This is a genomic window from Mycobacterium sp. ACS1612 (assembly GCF_001667505.1).
Classification (GTDB): Bacteria; Actinomycetota; Actinomycetes; order Mycobacteriales; family Mycobacteriaceae; genus Mycobacterium.
The window spans coordinates 146,563-162,738 of the sequence record NZ_LZHZ01000033.1 but is presented as its reverse complement, the minus strand read 5'-3'; the positions used below and the strand labels follow the sequence as shown (position 1 = coordinate 162,738).

The 16,176-nt window shown below is 67.6% G+C and carries 16 protein-coding genes; 5 read left to right on the top strand and 11 right to left on the bottom strand.

Annotated elements, in window-relative coordinates; translation table 11 throughout:
* Positions 1 to 159: 159 nt before the first annotated feature.
* Entirely contained in the window at positions 160 to 1,443 is a 1,284-nt protein-coding gene (locus A5724_RS14860; protein WP_067802886.1) for a DUF222 domain-containing protein, read from the top strand.
* Positions 1,444 to 1,575: 132 nt separating this feature from the next.
* Here A5724_RS14860 and glgC read toward each other — a convergent pair whose 3' ends face one another.
* Positions 1,576 to 2,790 carry a glucose-1-phosphate adenylyltransferase gene (gene glgC, locus A5724_RS14855; protein ID WP_067802883.1) on the bottom strand — a complete coding sequence of 405 codons (1,215 nt, stop codon included), beginning with the start codon at positions 2,788 to 2,790 and terminating at the stop codon, positions 1,576 to 1,578.
* Positions 2,791 to 2,916: 126 nt separating this feature from the next.
* Between glgC and glgA the strand changes: the two genes are divergently transcribed.
* Complete coding sequence (gene glgA / locus A5724_RS14850; RefSeq protein ID WP_156752286.1) at positions 2,917 to 4,080, top strand: glycogen synthase; 1,164 nt, start codon at positions 2,917 to 2,919, stop codon at positions 4,078 to 4,080.
* 13 nt (positions 4,081 to 4,093) lie between these two features.
* Here glgA and A5724_RS14845 read toward each other — a convergent pair whose 3' ends face one another.
* From A5724_RS14845 to folP, 5 genes are all read right to left on the bottom strand, one after another.
* Complete coding sequence (locus tag A5724_RS14845; protein WP_003931055.1) at positions 4,094 to 4,261, bottom strand: DUF3117 domain-containing protein; 168 nt, start codon at positions 4,259 to 4,261, stop codon at positions 4,094 to 4,096.
* Between the two features lie 106 nt (positions 4,262 to 4,367).
* Positions 4,368 to 4,958 carry a DNA-3-methyladenine glycosylase I gene (locus tag A5724_RS14840; RefSeq protein ID WP_067802880.1) on the bottom strand — a complete coding sequence of 197 codons (591 nt, stop codon included), beginning with the start codon at positions 4,956 to 4,958 and terminating at the stop codon, positions 4,368 to 4,370.
* Entirely contained in the window at positions 4,955 to 5,320 is a 366-nt protein-coding gene (locus tag A5724_RS14835; protein WP_067802877.1) for a DivIVA domain-containing protein, read from the bottom strand. The genes A5724_RS14840 and A5724_RS14835 overlap by 4 nt, the downstream gene beginning before the upstream one ends.
* Positions 5,321 to 5,353: 33 nt before the next feature.
* Positions 5,354 to 6,310 carry a glucosyl-3-phosphoglycerate synthase gene (locus A5724_RS14830; protein WP_067802875.1) on the bottom strand — a complete coding sequence of 319 codons (957 nt, stop codon included), beginning with the start codon at positions 6,308 to 6,310 and terminating at the stop codon, positions 5,354 to 5,356.
* On the bottom strand, positions 6,307 to 7,131 hold the full coding sequence (folP, locus tag A5724_RS14825; protein ID WP_232004841.1) for a dihydropteroate synthase: 825 nt from the start codon (positions 7,129 to 7,131) through the stop codon (positions 6,307 to 6,309). Before folP ends, A5724_RS14830 begins: the two co-directional genes overlap by 4 nt.
* A gap of 146 nt (positions 7,132 to 7,277) precedes the next feature.
* On the opposite strand from folP, the gene A5724_RS34595 reads away from it, so the two are divergent.
* Positions 7,278 to 7,673, top strand: a complete 396-nt coding sequence (locus A5724_RS34595) for a hypothetical protein (protein ID WP_232004835.1) — start codon at positions 7,278 to 7,280, stop codon at positions 7,671 to 7,673.
* 8 nt (positions 7,674 to 7,681) lie between these two features.
* On the opposite strand, the gene fadD6 is transcribed toward A5724_RS34595, so the two are convergent.
* Positions 7,682 to 9,487 (bottom strand): long-chain-acyl-CoA synthetase FadD6, encoded by a 1,806-nt coding sequence (gene fadD6 / locus A5724_RS14815; protein WP_067802865.1) that lies wholly within the window; start codon positions 9,485 to 9,487, stop codon positions 7,682 to 7,684.
* A gap of 51 nt (positions 9,488 to 9,538) precedes the next feature.
* Entirely contained in the window at positions 9,539 to 10,099 is a 561-nt protein-coding gene (locus tag A5724_RS14810) for a TIGR00730 family Rossman fold protein (RefSeq protein WP_197518659.1), read from the bottom strand.
* 28 nt (positions 10,100 to 10,127) lie between these two features.
* Here A5724_RS14810 and A5724_RS14805 point away from each other — a divergent pair, with 28 nt between their 5' ends.
* A complete protein-coding gene (locus A5724_RS14805) occupies positions 10,128 to 12,200 on the top strand; it encodes an ATP-binding protein (protein WP_067802860.1) in 2,073 nt (690 codons plus the stop codon).
* Between the two features lie 30 nt (positions 12,201 to 12,230).
* Entirely contained in the window at positions 12,231 to 12,671 is a 441-nt protein-coding gene (locus tag A5724_RS14800) for an ESX-1 secretion-associated protein (protein WP_067802857.1), read from the top strand.
* 4 nt (positions 12,672 to 12,675) lie between these two features.
* On the opposite strand, the gene A5724_RS14795 is transcribed toward A5724_RS14800, so the two are convergent.
* Genes A5724_RS14795 through A5724_RS14785 form a run of 3 tightly spaced genes read right to left on the bottom strand, consistent with a single transcriptional unit; the run spans position 12,676 to position 16,128 of the window.
* Complete coding sequence (locus A5724_RS14795; protein ID WP_067802852.1) at positions 12,676 to 13,341, bottom strand: hypothetical protein; 666 nt, start codon at positions 13,339 to 13,341, stop codon at positions 12,676 to 12,678.
* A 6-nt stretch (positions 13,342 to 13,347) separates the two neighbouring features.
* Positions 13,348 to 14,478 carry a hypothetical protein gene (locus tag A5724_RS14790; protein ID WP_067802848.1) on the bottom strand — a complete coding sequence of 377 codons (1,131 nt, stop codon included), beginning with the start codon at positions 14,476 to 14,478 and terminating at the stop codon, positions 13,348 to 13,350.
* A gap of 39 nt (positions 14,479 to 14,517) precedes the next feature.
* On the bottom strand, positions 14,518 to 16,128 hold the full coding sequence (locus tag A5724_RS14785) for an ABC-F family ATP-binding cassette domain-containing protein (RefSeq protein ID WP_067802845.1): 1,611 nt from the start codon (positions 16,126 to 16,128) through the stop codon (positions 14,518 to 14,520).
* Positions 16,129 to 16,176 lie beyond the last annotated feature (48 nt).

The following is a 16,176-nucleotide window of genomic DNA, read 5'->3' as shown; positions in this document are numbered from 1 at the left end:
CGGCCAATACCGCCAGCACCAGCCGCGTCTTCTCCTCGGCCGGGATCTTCGTTCGTCGTGATCGGACCATGATCCACCCAACCTCCTCGACAGCCACGCTGTGAATACCGCGACCCTGTCAGAAAGTTTGAGTCAGTGGAACCGCCTATACTCGAACGTATGTTCGAACTACTTGCGAACGTCGATCCGGACGCCGATGAGGCGGCCCTGGTCGAGGGCATCGCTGAGCTCGAACACCTAAAGGCTGTCGCTGCTGCCGGCCAGGCGCGGCTGACTGCAGCACTCGACCTGAAGCGTCGGGCCCGGGAAGAGGTCGAGGGCATACCCGCGGCCAACCGCGGCAAGGGTCTGGCCAGCGAGATCGCACTGGCTCGCCACGACGCCCCCAACCGCGGCAATCGCCATCTCGGCTTCGCCAAGGCTCTGGTTCACGAGATGCCCCACACCCTGGCGGCATTGGAGGCCGGCGCGCTCTCCGAATGGCGGGCCACCCTGATCGTGAAGGAGTCGGCGTGCCTGAGCATCGAGGATCGCGGAAAGCTCGATGTGCGGATGTGCGCAGATCAGTCTGAGCTCGAGGGCAAGGGCGACAAGACAATTGAGGCCGACGCCAAATCCATTGCCTACGAACTGGACCCGCAGGCTGTTGTCGACCGCGCTGTGCGCGCGGAGTCAGAGCGCACAGTGACTGTGCGTCCGGCACCCGACAACATGTCCTATGTGACAGTGCTGCTGCCGATGGCGCAGGGGGTCGGGATCTACGCCTCGCTCAAGCGCGCAGCCGACACCACCTTCGACGACCGATCCCGTGGTCAGGTCATGGCCGACACGGCTTACGAGAGGATCACTGGTCGCCCTGCGGACGTTCCCGCTCCCGTCGCGATAGACCTGGTGATCTCTGATGAGACGCTGCTGGGCGGCGACACCACTCCGGCTCGGGTCCAGGGGTACGGGCCGATCCCCGCTGCCATCGCCTGCCACCTGGCGAGCAGAGCTATCGCCGACGAACGCTCCAAGGCCACTCTGCGTCGGCTCTACCGCCATCCCGCCTCCGGTGCGCTGGTGGCTATGGAGTCGCGGGCTCGCTTGTTCCCCAAAGGACTCGCGCAATTCATCGCCTTCAGGGACGACACCTGCCGCACTCCCTACTGCGACGCGCCGATCCGCCACACCGACTATGCGAACTCGCACGCCACTGGTGGCGAGACAAATGGCCTCAACGGACGCGGCGCCTGCGAGGCCTGCAACTACGCGAAAGAGGCTCCCGGTTGGCGGATCACCACGAAACGCGATCGGGACGGCACACACACCTCCGAGGTCACCACGCCCACCGGAGCCCGCCACAAATCGAAGGCACCACCATTGCCGGGCAGGCCGCGATCCTCAGTGAGCAGCATCGAAATCGCGTTCGCCGACGAGATCGCGTGGCGCAACGCCGCCTGACTGACCTCTACACACCCATGCTGACTAGATGGAACTGTTGAACGGCTCCGGGCTGGCCATCGCGGCGGGGCTGAACGCCTACATCCCGCTGCTGGCGCTCGGCCTGCTTGTGGTCGAGGTTCGCGCGCTCGGCTAGATCCAAACGCCCTTACCGACCGCGACCACTCCCCCTGCGCTGATCGCGAATCGCTCGCGGTCCTTCTCCAAGTCGACACCGACCATCTCGCCGGGCCCCACGACGACGTTCTTGTCGAGGATCGCGTGGCGCACCACCGCGCCGCGGCCTATCCGGGTGCCCGGCATGATCACGCTGCCCTCGACGATCGCCCCGTCGTCGACAACAACGTTGGACGACAGCACCGAATTGCGAACGGATGCAGCCGAAATGATGCTGCCCGCGCCGACCACCGACTCCTGCGCGGAACCGCCGTTGACGAACTTGGCGGGCGCCAGCATTTCCGACTCGCCGCGGATCGGCCAGCGCTTGTTGTAGAGATTGAACACCGGATGCACCGACACCAGGTCCATGTGGGCGTCGTAGAACGCGTCCAACGTCCCGACGTCGCGCCAGTAGCCGTGGTCGCGTTCGGTGGCGCCGGGCACCTCGTTGTTGTGGAAGTCGTACACCGCGGCCATGCCGTCGGCGACCAGCCGCGGGATGATGTCGCCACCCATGTCGTGGTCGGAGTGGTCGTCGTCGGCGTCGGCGCGGATCGCGTCGATCAGCACCTTGGTGGTGAAGATGTAGTTGCCCATCGACACGAACGTCGACTCCGGGTCGTCAGGGGTGCCCGGCGGATCGGCAGGCTTCTCGACGAACTCGCGGATGCGTCCGGACTCGTCGGCGTCGATGCAGCCGAACGCGCTGGCCTCCGCCCGCGGCACCCGGATACCCGCGACCGTGGCTCCCGCGCCGCTCTCGATGTGGAACTGGACCATCTGCTCGGGGTCCATCCGGTACACGTGGTCGGCGCCGAACACGACGATGTAATCGGGATCCTCGTCGTAGATCAGGTTCAGCGACTGATAGATCGCGTCGGCCGAACCGGTGTACCAGCGCGGGCCGAGCCGCTGCTGGGCAGGCACCGGGGTGATGTACTCACCGGCCAACCCGGACAGCCGCCAGTTCTGCGAGATGTGCCGGTCCAGCGAATGCGATTTGTATTGGGTCAGCACGCAGATACGCAGGTATCGCGCGTTCACCAGGTTAGACAGCACAAAATCAATCAGCCGGTACGCGCCGCCGAAAGGAACCGCCGGCTTGGCGCGGTCGGCCGTCAGCGGGTAGAGCCGCTTGCCTTCCCCGCCGGCCAGGACGATGCCAAGCACATGTGGCAACTCCCTCATGAATCAAACCTATCCGCAGGTGCACGTGGCTGCCAGCCATTGAGTGCTATTGATCGGTTTTGTCAGTCAAGGTATTTGGCGTATTGGCAGTCGAATAAACCTCCGGCAGCTACTACGGTCGTCACTATGCGGGTGGCGATGATGACTCGGGAGTATCCACCCGAGGTTTACGGCGGGGCAGGCGTCCACGTCACCGAACTCGTCGCGCAGCTGCGCCACCTGTGTGAGGTCGACGTGCACTGCATGGGAGCGCCGCGGCCGGGCGCGTTCGTCCACCAACCCGATCCGGCGCTCAAGGGCGCCAATCCGGCGTTGTCGACGCTGTCGGCGGACCTCGACATGGTCAACGGGGCGTCCAACGCCACCGTCGTTCATTCGCACACCTGGTACACCGGGCTGGCCGGCCACCTGGCCGCGCTGCTGTACGGCGTCCCGCACGTGCTGACCGCGCATTCGCTCGAGCCGATGCGGCCGTGGAAGGCCGAACAACTCGGCGGCGGCTACCGGGTGTCGTCGTGGGTGGAGAAGACGGCCGTCGAGGCCGCCGACGCGGTGATCGCGGTCAGCTCCGGGATGCGCGACGACGTGCTCAAGACGTATCCGGCGCTGGATCCCAACCGGGTGCACGTGGTGCGCAACGGGATCGACACCGACGTCTGGTATCCGGTCGACCCGGAGCCGGGGGACTCGGTGCTCGAAGAGCTGGGCGTCGACATGACCCGCCCGATCGTCGCGTTCGTCGGGCGGATAACCCGGCAGAAGGGCGTCGCACATCTGATCGCGGCGACGCATCACTTCGCCCCCGAGATCCAGTTGGTGCTGTGTGCGGGTGCCCCGGACACCCCCGAGATCGCCGCCGAGGTGACGTCGGCGGTGCAGGAGTTGGCGCGCGCCCGCAGCGGCGTCTACTGGGTCCGCGAGATGCTGCCCATCGGCAAGATCCGCGAAATACTCTCGGCGGCGGCCGTTTTCGTCTGCCCGTCGGTGTATGAACCGCTTGGCATCGTGAACCTGGAGGCGATGGCCTGCGCGACGGCGGTGGTCGCCTCCGATGTCGGCGGCATTCCCGAGGTGGTCGCGGACCAGCAGACGGGTCTGCTGGTGCACTACGGAGCGGACGACCCAGCGCTGTTCGAGCGGCAACTCGCCGAGGCGGTCAACTCGTTGGTGGCCGACCCGCAGCGGGCCCGCCAGTACGGCCAAGCCGGCCGCCAGCGCTGCATCCAGGAATTCTCCTGGGCGCACATCGCCGAACAGACTTTGGAGATCTACCGAAAAGTGTCTTCGTAGGCGGTACAGGCGCCTAGCTGGTGACGCCCTTGAGTTCGTCGCCGAGGGCGGCCGCTTCTTCGGGGGTCAGTTCGACGACGAGCCGCCCACCGCCCTCCAGTGGTACCCGCATCACGATGCCGCGCCCCTCCTTGGTTGCTTCCAGTGGACCGTCTCCGGTCCGGGGCTTCATCGCCGCCATCGAGTGCTCCCTCCACATGAGCTGGCCCGCTCGGGCTGTTGATCTTCTCCTATTGTTCCCTATCCGCGGCGTTCGGTGTGCAAAGACCCGGCTATGACCGTCGATATCATGCGGCTTTGATGGCCGGGACCCAGCAGTCGGCGGTGTGGTCGTCGACCATTCCAGTGGCTTGCATCAAGGCGTAGGCCGTCGTGGGGCCGACGAATTTGAAGCCTCGGCGCTTCAACTCCTTGGCCATCGCGGTCGACTCCGGCGTCACCGCAGGCACCTGCGACAGGTCGGCCGGCCGCGGGCGTGGCGGCGGCGCGAACGACCACAGCAACTCGCCGAGATCGACGTCCAAATCGGCCACCGCGCGCGCATTGGCGATGGTGGCTTCCACCTTCATCCGGTTGCGCACGATTCCGGTGTCGGCCATCAGGCGGTCGATGTCGCGTTCGGTGTAGCGGGCGACGCGTTCGGCGTCGAACCCGTGGAACGCACGCCTGAAGTTCTCGCGCTTGCGCAGGATGATCAACCAGGAGAGTCCGCTCTGAAACGCCTCGAGGCTGATCCGTTCGAACAGCGCGGCCGAATTGCGCAGCGGACGACCCCACTCGGTGTCGTGGTAGTCCCGGTACAGCACGAAATCGTCTGGCGCCAAACGCGATTGATCGATCCAGCCGCATCGGGTGCGGCCGTCGTCGGTGACAGTCACGCGTCGTCCTCGCCGGAGGGCAACGCGTGGGCGCCCCGGTGCTCGTCGACGTCGTCAGTGTCGTCCTGGATGCCGTTGGCCGCGCGCACCGCGGCGAGTTGACCGCGCAGCAGGTCGAGTTCCTGGCCGAGTCGGTCGAGCACCCAGTCCACCTCGCTGGTCTTGTAGCCGCGCACCGCCTGGGTGAACTTGACGGCGTCGACGTCGGCGCCTGTGACGCCCGACGCGGGCAGCACCGTCGCGGTGGTGGCGCGCGGCAGCGGCGGCAACGATTCACCGCGGCCGAACAGCACGCTACCGAGGCCGAACAGCACGACGGCCACCAAGATCAGCACGACCAGATAGAGCAGAACCAAGGTCACACGTCGATATTGCCGGATGGCTCCGACAGGTCGCTAACCGCGCAACGTGTTCATCGGAGGCCGGTCCGCCAACGACACCGCCGAGGTGCGCGGGGTGTAGTCGTCGCCGTCGGCGAAGAACTGGGTCAGCGCCACCCCGGAGTCGGGTACGCCGCAGCGCGACAGCAGGGTCGCGATCACCTGGCGGCTCATCGACGCCAGTTCGGTCAGGGGCCGGTTGCGGTGTGTCCGAACTCCCAGGTTGACCTGGGCGATCGCGTCGAGGCCGAGCCGGTCGTAGGTGTCGATCAGCAGTCCGATCTCCACGCCGTAGCCGGGTGCGAACGGCACCGAGGTCAGCAGTTCCCGGGTGCCCGCGTACTCGCCGCCCAGCGGCTGCAGCAGACAGCTCAGTTCGGGTCGCAGCGACGCCAGCAGCGGGCGGGCGACCAGTTCGGTGACCCGGCCGCCGCCGTTGGCGTCCTCGCTGCCGCTGACCTTCAGCGGCCGCCGGTAGAAGCCCTTGACCAGATGCACCCCGTCGGTGGTCAGCAGCGGGCCGACCAGCTTGGGCACGAACATCGGGTCGGGGTCGATCAGGTCGGAGTCGACGAACACGATGATGTCGCCGGTGGTGGCGGCCAGCGACCGCCACAGCACCTCGCCCTTGCCCGGCTGTGGCTCCACCTCCGGCAGTGCGACCTCGCGGCTGACCACCTTGGCGCCCGCGGCGATCGCGCGGATCTCGGTCTCGTCGGTGGATCCGGAGTCGAGCACGATGAGTTCGTCGACCAGCCCACCGAGCAGCGGCGTGATGGTCTCGACGACACTGCCGACGGTCTCTTCCTCGTTGAGGGCGGGCAGCACCACCGAGATGGTCCGGCCGGCCTTGGCGGCGACCAGTTCGTCGACCGTCCACGACGGCCGGTTCCAGGTGTGGTCGGCCAGCCATCTGCCGGTGACGACGTCCGTTCCTGAGGAGCCGGGCGTCGGCTCGATGATCACGGTCATGACAGTCCCCTCACTGTGCGCGCTGGTGGCCGCACGCCCTGAATCGACGCGACCATTTCCAGCACGCGCCGGGTGGGGCCGACTTCGTGCACGCGGAACATGGCAGCCCCCTCCGCCGCAGCCAGAGCGGTCGCGGCCAGGGTGCCCTCCAGGCGCTCAGTCAGTCCCACACCCAGAGTCTCCCCGACGAAATCCTTGTTGCTCAGTGCCATCAGGACGGGCCATCCAGTGTTTACAAGCTCTTTCACATGGCGCAACAAAGTAAGACCGTGGTAAGTGTTCTTGCCGAAATCGTGGGTCGGGTCGATCATCACCGCGTCTCTGGCAACGCCGACGGCCACCGCGCGCTCGGCCGCCGCGGTCACCTCTGCGATCACGTCGTCGACGACTCCGCGTTCGGAGATACCGTAGTTGACCCGAAACGGCCGGGTCCTTGGCGTGGCACCCCCGGTGTGCGAGCACACCAGCCCGGCGCCGAATTCGGCCGCGACCTCGGCCAGAGCGGGGTCGGCGCCGCCCCAGGTGTCGTTGATCAGGTCCGCCCCGGCCGCGCAGGCCTGCTTGGCCACCTCGGCGCGCCAGGTGTCGACGCTGAGCACCTGATCGGGGAAGGTGGCCCGCAGCCACTCGATGAACGGCACGACGCGCACGATCTCCTCGTCGATGCCGACGGTCTCGCCCGGTCCGGCCTTCACGCCGCCCACGTCGACCACGTCCGCGCCCTCTTCGACCACCCAGTGCGCCGCCGTCTTCGCGGCTTCGTCGGTGAAGGTGGCGCCGCGGTCGTAAAACGAGTCCGGTGTGCGGTTGACGATCGCCATGATCAAGGCGCGATCGGCGGCCACCGGACGACCGCAGAAGGTGGACAACACGCCTTCCAGGCTACGGGCCTGCGATTTGGGTGTGTTCAGTCGCGGCCAGCGCGACCCGGCACACCGAAATCGGCGCCCAGTGAATCCACGAAGAGGTGCTCGACGGCTACTTCGACACCGGGCTCGCCATGGCGTTTCCGATGACCCCAGGTCATGAGGTCGCCGGCTGGGTCGACAGCGTCGGCCCGGACGTGCCGAAGGCGTCCGGTCTCGCGGAAGATCGCCCTCGACAATGGCGCGGACCACGCGATCAACGTTCGGGACAAGACGGCCGCATCGGTGCGCTCGGAATTGGAGGCGCTCACCGGGCGCCCCGAACTCGACGCGGTCATCGAATGCGCGGGCTCCGAGGACTCCATCCGGCTGGCGCGGTGGCTTCCGTCGGCTTGATCGGCAACCGCGTCGACATTCGCTTCGACGACGTGAACGAGACGCTCGAATCGATCGCTCGCGGCGATGTGCTCGGCCGCGCGGTGATCGTTTACGACTGACCGAATCGCTAGTTCTTGGGCCGCTTGCCGTCCGCGACCTCTTTCGGGTACTCGTCGTAGAACTCGACGTAGCCCTCGTCGCGGCCGGCCAGCACGTAGATCGGGTCTTCGATCTTGTCGGCTTCTTCGTCACCCTCGCCGGTGTTGCCGCCGTAGCCCTCCTTGCGGAGGTCGACCTTCTGACTCTTGAACGTCGATGTGTGCGCCAACTCCTTGACGACGCGGACGAACAGCGGCACCGCATAACCGGGCAATTTGTCGTAAGCCGCTTCGGCCAAGGCCTTGCCGTCGAACTCCTCGCCCTCCTTGAGCTGTATGGCCGCCATGCCTGCCTTGCCGCCGGCGCCCTCCACCTCGACCCCGAACACCGTCGCCTCCTCGACCTGCGGGTCGGTGGAGATCGCCGCCTCGACCTCGGTGGTGGCCACGTTCTCGCCTTTCCATCGGAAGGTATCGCCGAGCCGGTCGGTGAACGCCGCGTGCCCGAAGCCCTGCGAGCGCATCAAGTCGCCGGTGTTGAACCACACGTCGCCGTCCTTGAAGGCGTCGCGCACCAGCTTCTTCTCGGACTCTTCCTTGTCGGTGTAGCCGTCGAACGGCTGGAAGCTGCTGACCTTCGACAGCAGCAGTCCGGGTTCGCCATTGCGCACCTTACGGACGCGGCCGTTGTCATCGCGCACCGGATCGCCTGTCTCCGAGTCATATTCGACGAACGCCACCGGCGTCGGGCAGATGCCTGTCGTCTTGTCGACGTTGAGCACGTTGACGAATGCGGTGTTGCCCTCGCTGGCGGCGTAGAACTCGCACACCCGGGCGATCCCGAACCGCTTGGTGAAATCGTCCCAAATCGCAGGGCGCAGACCGTTTCCGGCGATCACCCGCACTTTGTGCTTGCGGTCGGTGTCCTTCTCCGGCTGATTGAGCAGATACGCGCAGATCTCGCCGATGTAGACGAATGCGGTTGCGTCGTAGCGGATGACCTCGTCCCAGAATTTCGACGCCGAGAACGACTTGCCCAGTGCCAGTGTCGAGCCCCCGTTGAGCACCGCCGACAACGCGACCGTCAACGCGTTGTTGTGGTAAAGCGGCAGACAGCAGTACAGGGTGTCGTTGCTGTTCAGCCGCATCCCCAGACCGCCGAACCCGGCGAGCGCCCGCAGCCACCGGTAGTGCGTCATCACGCTGGCCTTCGGCATGCCGGTCGTGCCCGACGTGAAGATGTAGAACGCTTTGTCCTTGGCGAGGACGGCCGACGCGGTGGCCGGGTTGCCTGTCGGCGCGGTTTCGGCGAGACGGTTGAATTCGTCGAGCGTCACGAGACCGTCGGTGTCGGCGCCGCTTTCATGAATCGGGTCGACGAATTCGGAGTCGGCGACGACGACCTTCGCCGAAAGCAGTCCCAGGCTGTGCTTGAGTACGTCGCCGCGCTGGTGGTAATTCAGCATGCCGGAGATGGCGCCGCACTTGACCGCGGCGAGCATCAGGAGGACGGGTTCCGGCGAGTTGCGCAGCATGATGCCGACAACGTCGCCGTGGCCGACCCCGCGTGCCGCGAGCACGGCGGCGTACCGATTGGCGGTCTCGTTGGCCTGCCGGTAGGTGATGTCGCGGTCCTCGAACCGCAGGAACACCTTGTCGCCGTAGCGGGCCGCTCGGTCCTGGAAAACCTTGCCGATGGACGTCTTGGCCGACGGGCGGGCGCCGAATCCGGTGATCACGCCACTCAAGATGGTCGGTAGGTCCATCAGCAGACCCGGTACCTGACTGGCGATGTCGAGCAACCCGACGCTGCTGCGAGTCCCCTTGTCACTCATGTTCGGTGCGTCCCCTCACTCTTCTGTTGTGCCACACCCTAGTGACCACGGTCACCGGGCAGGTGCGCACACCGCCATCGCCGCGGCTACCTCGCCGACAACGACCAATCGGTCCAGCGCACCTTCGGCGACATAACCGCTGTCGACCAGCCCGTGCAACCAGGCCAGCAGGCCGTCGTAGTGCCCGATCGGGTCGAGCATGACCACCGGCTTGTCGTGCATACCCAAATACCCCGCTGTCCAGGCTTCGAAGAACTCTTCGAGGGTTCCGATGCCTCCCGGCAAAGCGATGAACGCGTCGGCGCGGTCCTCCATGACTTGCTTGCGTTCGCGCATGGTGTCGGTGACCACGAGTTCGTCGGCGTCGGTGTCGGCCACCTCCCGATGCACCAGCGCCTTGGGGATCACCCCGACGGTTCGGCCGCCGCGCGCCCTGGCTGCGTTGGCGAGCGCCCCCATCGCCGACACGTTGCCGCCGCCGGAGACCAGCGTCCAGCCGCGCGCGGCGATCGCTTCACCGACCTCGACGGCCAGGGACAACAGCTCCGGATGTGTTGGGCCGGACGCGCAGTACACGCAGACCGCCCATTCGCGGTTGGGTTCTGGGGACACACGCACAAGGTAGCGATAGTCTCCGGCGGTGCCAGTTGAGTGGGTAACCGCGCCGCCCGAACCGGCACTGGAATTGGTCGAAGCGGGGGTGCGCGGACAAGCGGGCGCGGTGCTCATCGGGTCCGCGGGTGTCGGCAAGACGTGGTTGGCGCGCGCGACGGCCGACCGGTTGGCGGCACAGTTCGACCGCGTCGATTGGGTCACGGGGACCGCGGACGCCGTTCCGTTCGCGGCGTTCGACCACCTGATCGAGGTGCCCGACTCCGGTAAGACGGCCGAGGTGCTGCGGACCGCGCGGGAGTCGCTGAGCGACGGCAGGCTGTTGATAGTCGACGACGCGCATCTGCTGGACAAGCTGTCCGCCGCACTGGTCTACCAACTGGCGGTCAGCGGTGCGGTCAAGCTGGTCGTCACCATTGACCCGAATAGCGTTGTGCCGGAGGAGATCTCAGCGCTATGGCGGGACGATCTGCTGGCCAGGGTGGACGTCGACCCGGCCGGACACGACGACAGCAGGCAGGCCGCAGTTGTCAGGGATTTCGTCGCGGCGCTGCCAGAACCGGCGCACCGGGTGTTGGAGTATCTGGCCGTCGCCGATCCGCTGTCGCGCGCCGACGTCACCGCGCTCATAGGTGACATCAGCGATGCGGAGGCTTCAGGCGCCGTCGTGGTCGACGGGGACCTCGTCCGGCCTAAGCACCCGCTGTTCGTCGACGCGGTGCGCGACGCGCTGGGTGGGCCCGAACTGCGGCGGCTGCGGTCGGAGTTGGTGACTCGGCTGGCCCCGCCGGTCGGAGTGGTGGCGCGACTGCGGTTCGCGGTGCTGGCGCTCGACAGCGACAGCCCGCAGCCGGCGGCCGATCTGGCGGCCGCGGCCGAGGACGCGCTGCGGCTTGGTGATCTGGAGTTCGCCGAGCGGTTGGCCCGCGCTGCGGTCGAGCGGTCTGCGGAGCTTTCTCCCCGGCTGACGCTGGCCTATGCACTGGCGTGGCAGGGCCGCGGCAGGGAGGCCGATGCGGTGCTCGGCGCGGTGGATGCGTCGACGCTGTCGGAGACCGACCTGATGGCGTGGGCGCTGCCGCGCGCGGCCAACCAGTTCTGGATGCTCTCCGAGCCGGAGCGGGCGACCGCGTTCCTGCGGACGACGCGGAACCGGGTCTCGACGCCAGCAGCGCAAACCACGCTGGACGCGCTGTCGGCGACGTTCACGATGAACGCGGGCAGCCCCAACCGCGCCAAGCAGATCGCCGACGAGGTGTTGTCTTCGCCGGACGCCGACGACACCGCGGTCGGGTGGGCGGCGGCCGCGGCGGCGCTCAGTGCGGCGCGGATGGGCCGATTCAGTGAGGTGGACGCGCTGGCCGAACGCGCGATCGCGGCGGGGCATCCCGGCCTCTTGCGATTCACCAGCGGCTTCGGTCAGACGACGGCGCTGGTGATGGTAGGCGAATTGGACCGCGCGCAGGCGTTGGCGCAGCGGCTCACAGACTTCGCGCAGCTGCAGCAGCCCGGTCGCGCGATCGGCGAGGTGTTGGTGGCCGATGTGTTGATCGCCAAGGGTGAGCTCGAGTCGGCGGTGTCACTGCTGCGCGGTGCCGCGGCGGCGCTGGCGCCGACCGGATATTCGTGGGGTCCGCTGGCGTGGATGTTGTTGGCGCACGCGCTCGGCCAACTGGGTGAGACGGCCGAGGCGGGAAAGATCTTGTCGCGAGCCGAAACTCGGCACGGGTTGAAGTCGATGCTGTTCGCGCCGGAGCTTGCGTTGGCGCGCGCGTGGACACAGTGGGCACGGCGCGACGAGCACGGCGCGGTAGCCGCCGCGCGCGACGCCGCGAAGGCCGCCGAGCGTGGGGGTCAGACCGCAGTGGCGCTGCGCGCCCTGCTCGACGCGACCCGGTTCGGCGACCTCCGTGCGGTCGACAGCATCGCGCGACTCACCGGTGAAGTCGACTGTGTGCTTGGCCAGTTGGCTCTCGCGCACGCGCAGGCGCTGGTGGCCAAGGACGCGGATGCGCTCGATACGGTATCCACCCGGTACGACGCGATCGGGATGAAGCGCGCCGCCGCCGCAGCGACCGCGCAAGCCGATTCGGCGCGATGAGGTGGCCTGCGCCGGCCATACAATATCGGGATGAGTGACCCGCTGTACGTACAGCCTGACGGGGTGCGGACGTACTCGCAGATCCACGACGAGGTGGCGACCGGGCTGTCGCAATTGATGGGGGCCGCGGCACCCGAAGCCGCCGGTGTGCAGAACAGCCACGGCGTGATCGCGGCATCAGTCAGCAGCGCGCTGAACCAGGTGCTCGGTGGCCGCCAGGGCACGCTACAGGCGACATCGTCCTCAGCACAGACCATTTCGGAACTGCTGGCCAAGGCCGCGCAGGCCTACGAGCACGGCGATCAGAAGGGCGCCGCGACGCTGCGGGCCGCGGCCGAGGCAATGCAAGGGGCGCAAGGCACTTCGGGCGGGGCGGCCGGATCGCCTGCGTCGGCCGGCGCATCGGGTGCTGGCGATCAGAAGGGCGCCGAGATGATGGGCCAGATGGTCAGCCAACCCAAGTCGGGCTGAGCGGTCAGAGTCTGCGGCGCAGATCCTCGTCGCGGTGCTCCGGCGGCTTCGCCGGAGCGTGGCCCTGCTTGCCGTTCTCCGACGGCCCCGCAGTCGTGCGGTCGTTGGTCTCCAGGCGGTGCAGCGGTTCGCGTTCCTCACGCCGGGGCTGTTCGTGCGTTTGCGGTGCCGGTGCGGCGTGCTCGCGCGCGTGCGCAGGCGCAGGTGGTGGTGCTCCTGCCGCAGCCCCCTGGGTCGGGGCCGCGGGCGCACCGGCAGTCTGGCCTCCCCCGCCGCCCTGCGCGCCCTGCATCGCCTGCTGCATCAGCGAGCCGAACATGCCCGTCTGTCCGCCGATCGCCTGCGCGGGCGCACCGGCCATCTGCCCCATCTGGCCGGCCTGCTGCCCCAGCTGGCCGAGCATGCCGACCACCTGGCCCACCGACTGCGAACCGGCGTCATCCGAGTTCTGATACGCCGCCTGCGCCACGCCCAGCTTGCCTGCGAACACGCCCTCTTTGGCCTGAAGCGTCGCGACATTCGCCGCCAGCGGCGCGGCCAACGTCGGCAGCACGGCCGAGATGGTGGCGCTCAACGCGTCCTGTCCGGCGGGCAGCATCGGAATCTCGGGCAGCTCGACGGAGGCCGGATTCCAGGCCAGGCCTTCGGGTTTGCGCAGCGGGTCGGTCATGAAACGTCACCAATCGTCATCGACATCGTCCTCGGCAAGGTCGTACTCGAGCAGCGCGGGCACCGCCAGGCTCGCGCCGGTGCCGCCGCTTTCGCCGCGGTGGCCCATCATCGGCGCCATGCCGCCCATCCCGCTGCCCGCGGCCACCGGTGCGACCCCACCCGATGCACTGGTTCCGGCCGCGGCGCCCTCGGCCGGTGCGGTGCTCACCGACTTGGTGCCGACCAGGTTGGCCATCTGCGGCGTCTGCAACGGACTGCCACCCGCGCCCGGCAGCGACGCCGACCGCACCATCCCGGAGCCCCCACCCGCACCCGAGCCGCCCGCCAACGGGTGGTTGGAGAACGCGGAGAATGGTAGGCCGCCGGCACCCAGTGAATCCGACGTGCCGCCCTTACCGAACATCGAGGTCAGCTGTTGCAGCGGCTGGGAGAGCTGCTGCAGCTGTTGCCCCATCTGCTGCGGCACGGCCATCACCGCCTGGCCGAGCTGCATGGGAAGCTGCGCGGCCATCGAGCCCATCTGGCTCATCATCTGCATCGCCTGCTGCGGGGCCTGGGCAGCCTGTTTCCCGGCCTCCTCGCTGGTGTCCTTGGCCTCCTTGCCGCCGGGCACCGACGGCGCGACCCCCGGAAACGGGATACTGGGCGGCACGCCGAGGGTGTTGGCCAGTTCGGTCGTGTGGGCCGTCACGTTGGCGATGTTCTGCGACAGACCCATCTTGATGCGGCTGGCCACCAGCTCCTGGGCGTTGCTGAACGGCATCGCCGACAGCGCCTCGCACTCGTGCTGGACCTCCTGGGCGATGGTGTTCGCCAGCATCTTCGCCTTGACGACGGTGGCTTCCATCGCGCGCAGCTTGCCCGCGATCGCCGCGGCGTGCGCCGCGTTGGCCTCGTGGCCACCGATGATGGTGGTGGCCTCGCCGGTGGCGGCCAGCGCGCCGGCGCCCTCCCACACATCGGCCAGCTTCATCAGCTGACCTTGCTGCTGCGGCACGACCTGCCCGGTGATCTTGGTGGCCAGGGCCTCGTAGGTGGCCGCCGTGGCCGCCAGCATCTCCTCGTCGACGTTCGGCCAGCCGGGACCCGTCACCGTCTGCGACCCGTACGGGCTGCTGTCGGGCTCGATTGCCATGACGTCGAATTTACCGTGCTGGGGGTAGCTGCCGGTCCGCTAAATCGACTCCAACCGGCCGTCGCGCAGCTGTAGCCAGCGCTGGATGCCGATCTGCGCGAGGAACCGCTCGTCGTGGCTGACGACGACGAACGCACCCCGATAGGCGTTCAGCGCCGACTCCAGCTGCGCAACGCTGACCAGGTCCAGATTGTTGGTGGGCTCGTCGAGCAACAGCAACTGCGGAGCGGGCTCGGCGTAGAGCAGGCAGGCCAATGTGGCGCGCAGCCGCTCACCGCCCGACAGCGCCGCCACCGGAAGGTGAATCCGGTTGCCGCTGAACAGGAATTGGGCCAGCAGATGCATTCTGCGGGTGTGGGTCAGGCTCGGCGCACAGGCGGCGAGGCTTTCGGCCACGGTGCGCTGTTCGTCGAGCAGATCCAGCCGCTGCGACAGGTAGGCGACGCGGCCGTCGACCCGCTGCACCACACCCGCATCCGGGTGCACATCTGCGCCGACGACGCGCAGCAGCGTCGACTTGCCCGCGCCGTTGCATCCCGTCAACGCGATGCGCTCAGGCCCACGGATGTCGAGGTCGACGCCGTTGCCGGCGAACAACTTTCGTCCGCCACGGCTGACCTGTATGCCTTCGCCGTGAAAGACGGTGCGCCCCGCGGGGACGTCGGTGTCTGGCAGGTCGAGCACGAGCACGTCGTCGTCGCGAAGCGCCTGCTCGGCCTCGTCCACCTGAGTCCGCGCCCGGATCAACCGCTTGGCGTGCACGTCGTCGGACTTACCCGCCGACTCCTGGGCATCGCGTTTCAGCTTGCCTGCGACGATTTTCGGCAGGCCCGCATTCTTCAGGTTGCGTGCCGCTGTGCTGGACCTCCGCGCGACTCGTTCTCGTGCCTCCTGCCGCTGCCGCTTCTCGCGCTTCAACTGCTGCTCGGCGTTGCGCAGGTTGACCTCCGCGGTCTGCTGCATGTCCTGCACGGCCTGTTGATACATGCTGAAATTGCCTCCGTAGAACAGCATTTCGCCGTGATAGAGCTCGGCGATGCGGTCCATCCGGTCCAGCAGCACGCGGTCGTGGCTGACAAGCAACAGACATCCCGGATAGTCGTCGAGCGCCGCGTACAGCCGCCGCCGGGCTGCGAGGTCCATGTTGTTGGTCGGCTCGTCGAGCAGCAGCACGTCGGGTCGCTTGACCAACTGCGCCGCCAATCCCAACGACACGACTTCGCCACCGGACAGCGACCCCAGGCGGCGGTCGAAATCGATGTGCCCCAACCCCAGCCGGTCCAACTGGGCGCGGGTGCGCTCCTCGATGTCCCAGTCGTCGCCGATCACGCCGAAGACCTCCTCGCGTGCGTCGCCCGCGGCCAACGCCGAGAGCGCCGCGAGCACGGGTGCCACGCCCAGCAGGTCGGCGACGCTGCGATCGGCCACGAACGGCAGTGTCTGCGGTAGATACCCGACTGTGCCGTCGACGACGACAGTGCCTGCGATGGGTCGGTATACGCCCGCGATCAGCTTGAGCAGGGTGCTCTTTCCCGCGCCGTTGGGCGCCACCAACCCCGTGTGGCCGTCGTCGACGGTGAACGACAGGTCGGTGAACAGCGGCGTGTCGTCAGGCCAGGAAAAGGACAGGTTCGAACAGGTGATGGACATGTGAGGATCTCTCGTGACGATGCACGGACGGACGGCCGAAGGCAGTCG

Bases quoted from the DNA above. Each gene is read 5' to 3' on its own strand.
- A5724_RS14795 (WP_067802852.1), bottom strand. From the start codon at position 13,341: ATGACCGACCCGCTGCGCAAACCCGAAGGCCTGGCCTGGAATCCGGCC.
- glgC (WP_067802883.1), bottom strand. From the start codon at position 2,790: ATGAGGGAGTTGCCACATGTGCTTGGCATCGTCCTGGCCGGCGGGGAA.
- A5724_RS14790 (WP_067802848.1), bottom strand. From the start codon at position 14,478: ATGGCAATCGAGCCCGACAGCAGCCCGTACGGGTCGCAGACGGTGACG.
- A5724_RS14800 (WP_067802857.1), top strand. From the start codon at position 12,231: ATGAGTGACCCGCTGTACGTACAGCCTGACGGGGTGCGGACGTACTCG.
- folP (WP_232004841.1), bottom strand. From the start codon at position 7,131: ATGGCGATCGTCAACCGCACACCGGACTCGTTTTACGACCGCGGCGCC.
- A5724_RS14830 (WP_067802875.1), bottom strand. From the start codon at position 6,310: ATGACCGTGATCATCGAGCCGACGCCCGGCTCCTCAGGAACGGACGTC.
- fadD6 (WP_067802865.1), bottom strand. From the start codon at position 9,487: ATGAGTGACAAGGGGACTCGCAGCAGCGTCGGGTTGCTCGACATCGCC.
- A5724_RS14845 (WP_003931055.1), bottom strand. From the start codon at position 4,261: ATGGCGGCGATGAAGCCCCGGACCGGAGACGGTCCACTGGAAGCAACC.
- A5724_RS14860 (WP_067802886.1), top strand. From the start codon at position 160: ATGTTCGAACTACTTGCGAACGTCGATCCGGACGCCGATGAGGCGGCC.
- A5724_RS14785 (WP_067802845.1), bottom strand. From the start codon at position 16,128: ATGTCCATCACCTGTTCGAACCTGTCCTTTTCCTGGCCTGACGACACG.
- glgA (WP_156752286.1), top strand. From the start codon at position 2,917: ATGCGGGTGGCGATGATGACTCGGGAGTATCCACCCGAGGTTTACGGC.